Source organism: Streptomyces sp. NPDC006326 (assembly GCF_040612915.1).
In the GTDB taxonomy this organism is placed as follows: domain Bacteria; phylum Actinomycetota; class Actinomycetes; order Streptomycetales; family Streptomycetaceae; genus Streptomyces.
Genome location: NZ_JBEXRC010000114.1, coordinates 1 through 1,472, shown reverse-complemented (window position 1 = coordinate 1,472; position 1,472 = coordinate 1). Strand labels below are relative to the sequence as shown.

The following is a 1,472-nucleotide window of genomic DNA, read 5'->3' as shown; positions in this document are numbered from 1 at the left end:
ACGTCACGGGTGCGCAGTCCCTCATCCGTTCTCTCGAAGAGGTGGGGTGCGACACCGTGTTCGGTATTCCGGGCGGTGCGATCCTTCCGGCGTACGACCCGATGATGGACAGCACCCGGGTGCGTCACATCCTGGTGCGGCACGAGCAGGGTGCGGGTCACGCGGCGACCGGGTATGCGCAGGCCACCGGCAAGGTGGGTGTGTGTATGGCGACGTCGGGTCCGGGTGCGACGAATCTGGTGACGCCGATCGCGGATGCGCACATGGACTCGGTGCCGCTGGTTGCGATCACGGGGCAGGTGTCGTCGAAGGCGATCGGTACGGATGCCTTCCAGGAGGCGGACATCGTGGGTATCACGATGCCGATCACGAAGCACAACTTCCTGGTGACCAGGGCGGAGGACATTCCGAAGACGATCGCGGAGGCGTTCCACATCGCGGCGACGGGCCGTCCGGGTCCGGTGCTGGTGGACATCGCCAAGGATGCGCTGCAGGCGCAGACGGTGTTCTCCTGGCCGCCGAGTCTGGATCTTCCGGGGTATCGGCCGGTGACGAAGCCGCATGCGAAGCAGATCCGTGAGGCGGCGAAGCTGATCTGTCAGGCCAAGCGTCCGGTGCTGTATGTCGGCGGCGGGGTGATGAAGTCCGGTGCGACGGCGGAGCTGAAGGTCCTGGCGGAGCTGACCGGTGTTCCGGTGACGACGACGCTGATGGCGCTGGGCTCGTTCCCGGACAGCCACCCGCTGCACGTGGGGATGCCGGGTATGCACGGCGCGGTCACGGCGGTGACGGCGCTGCAGAAGTCGGATCTGCTGATCGCGCTGGGGACCCGTTTCGATGACCGGGTGACGGGCAAGCTGGACAGTTTCGCGCCGTTCGCGAAGGTCATCCACGCGGACATCGATCCGGCGGAGATCGGCAAGAACCGTGAGGTCGACGTCCCGATCGTGGGTGATGCCCGTGAGGTGATCGCGGATCTGATCCAGGCGGTGCAGGCGGAGCACACCGAGGGCCACGGGGGTGACTACTCGGCCTGGTGGAAGGACCTCAACCGCTGGCGCGAGACCTACCCGCTCGGGTATGAGACCCCCGCCGACGGCATGCTCTCGCCGCAGCAGGTCATCCAGCGCATCGGCGAGCTCGCCCCGGAGCACACCATCTACGCGGCCGGCGTCGGCCAGCACCAGATGTGGGCCTCACACTTCGTCAACTACGAGGAGCCGCGGACCTGGCTGAACTCCGGTGGCGCCGGGACCATGGGCTACGCGGTCCCGGCGGCGATGGGCGCCAAGGTCGGCATGCCGGAGCGCACGGTGTGGGCGATCGACGGTGACGGCTGCTTCCAGATGACCAATCAGGAGCTGGTCACCTGCGCGCTGAACAACATCCCGATCAAGGTCGCGATCATCAACAACGGTGCGCTGGGCATGGTCCGCCAGTGGCAGACCCTCTTCTACAACCAGCGCTACTCC

General features: G+C 66.7%; 1 protein-coding gene. It reads left to right on the top strand.

Annotation, left to right across the window (positions count from 1 at the left end):
* Positions 1-1,472: acetolactate synthase large subunit (locus ABZ128_RS35530; RefSeq protein WP_356854036.1), on the top strand; the 1,472-nt coding region annotated here is incomplete at both ends.